This window comes from Streptomyces sp. NPDC111802, from assembly GCF_055634335.1.
Genome location: NZ_JBVKCZ010000195.1, coordinates 1 through 1,962, shown reverse-complemented (window position 1 = coordinate 1,962; position 1,962 = coordinate 1). Strand labels below are relative to the sequence as shown.

The window sequence follows — 1,962 nt, the reverse complement described above, 5'->3', positions numbered from 1 at the left end:
CCTCATGGACGCGATGATCGCCGAGGCGGCGGCCCGCGACGACGTCGATCTCAGCCTGGTCAGCGTGGACTCGACCGTTGCCCGCGCGCATCACCACGCGGTGGGCATGGTCGTCGACCCGGAGCTCCTTGAGGACCTGGAGAAGGCCGTGGCGGAGGAAAAGGGGCTGCAGCAAAGGGGCAAAACGACCCCGTAGGCGAGGGGGCCGCGGACCCGGCCGCGGGGGATGGGGCCGTCGCCGTCGATGTGGCGGCCCTCGATGCGGCGGATGCCGAGGTAGAGGAGCTTGATGGCGGCGTCGTCGGAGGGGAAGTGGCCGCGTGTCTTGGTGATTTTGCGGAGCTGGTAGTTCAGGGATTCAAGGGCGTTGGTGGTGTAGATCACGCGGCGTATCTCGCGGTCGAAGGCGAGGAAGGGGATGAACTCCTCCCATGCGCGTTCCCAACTCGCAATCAGGCCGGGGTAGTTCTTGCCGTAGTCGGCCCGCAGTTCGTCCAGGGCCGTCAGTGCCTCGGACTCGGTGGCGGCGGTGTAGATCGGCTTGAGGGCGGCGGCGACCTCCTTGCGGTCGGTGTGGGAGACGTACTTCATCGACGAGCGGATCAAGTGAAGCCGTCAAGAAACAACCTGGTGGTTATCGGCGCCGACCGAGGCGAGCAGGTCGGCTGCGGTGGGGTGCCGGTGTCTGGCCGGGGTGATGTCGATGCGACGGTCGTCGAGGATCGGCAGGACATCACGGATCGCGTTCCACAGGGTGCTCTTGCAGACGCCGAACAGTTCGGCCAGAGCGTCGAGGCCGCAGACGCGGCGGCGGTAGAGGATCGTGGCGAGAATCCGGTCGCCGTCGGTGATCTTCTGCCGGAAGACGCCGCCACGGGTGCCCGGACGCCGGTTGCCGCCGCGCTGGCGGTGGCGGCGCTCTTCGATCGCGGCAGCATAGGGGACGATCAGCTCTTCGAGCAGGGCATGCAGTGCCTCGTGGGATTGTTGCCGGTGACCCAGGCGCGGAGGTCCTCGGCGCGGGTGAAGTATCGAACGACGGTGGGCGTGATGCTGATTTTCCGTTCGTCCAGCAGCTTCCGGGTGGCCTTGATGCCGAGGCCGATGGTGACCGGGTTCATCCCGAGCAGGTCACCCAGCACCTTCTGCGGGCAGACTTGGCGCAGGTAGATGACCGTGAGCAGGACTTCGTCCGCATCGGAGAGCAGGGATCGGCTGCGGCCGGTGGTGGCGACGCGGCGTCCTTTGCGGAGCACGTAGCGGTGCTGCTCGGCCGCTGCTGCCTGGGCCGGAGCCAACTCGGCTTGCAGCGCGTCCAGTTCGTCTGCGCTCATGCCGGTCAGACGGGGGTCGGCGAGCATCTGCAGGGCCCCGGCGCGGGCCTTTGCCCGTTCGTCGGCTCGCGGTGCGGGGGTGGCGGTGCCGGTCGGGGCGATGCTGTAGTTCCACCGGCCGTGCTGGTCATGCGCGGTAATTGGCAGGGCCTGGATCTGCTCACGGCTGACGGCGATACCGGTCGGGTAGGAGCCCTCATCGAGAGCGGCCTCGACACGCAGTCCGCTCCGGGTCGTGGTCGCGGCGATCGTGTTGAGAACGACCTCGTGGCTGGTCAGGGGGCGTCCGCGCCAGTTCGCGGTGATGTGACAGAACATCCGGTGCTCAATTTTATTCCATTGTGCGTCCAGAAGCCTGGAGGTTGATCGTGTTAGGTGATTGACCGTCAGTCGTAAGCTCGTCGTCGCTTGCCGGTGAGAGTCCGGTCCGGGTAGCTGCCAGGAGGCCCGGTAGCAGGCTGGCGGCATCAGGGGGAAATGAGCTGCTCTGAGTTTGGTGGAGTCCCTGATGCCAGGGTTACGATCCTGGCGAAGGAGATTCACCAGTACCATGCCAGCACCCCGTAAATACCCCGACGAGCTCCGCGAGCGCGCGATCCGCGAGGTCCGCACCACCGGCCGCCCGATC

At 66.7% G+C, this 1,962-nt stretch carries 2 pseudogenes; both read right to left on the bottom strand.

The features are described 5' to 3' along the window. Positions 1-90: 90 nt before the first annotated feature. Positions 91-612 (bottom strand): annotated as a pseudogene (locus tag ACZ7NC_RS45370) (transposase); the annotation flags it as partial. A gap of 3 nt (positions 613-615) precedes the next feature. After that, positions 616-1,739: pseudogene (locus ACZ7NC_RS45365) on the bottom strand (ISAzo13-like element transposase-related protein); the annotation flags it as partial. Positions 1,740-1,962: the final 223 nt, after the last annotated feature.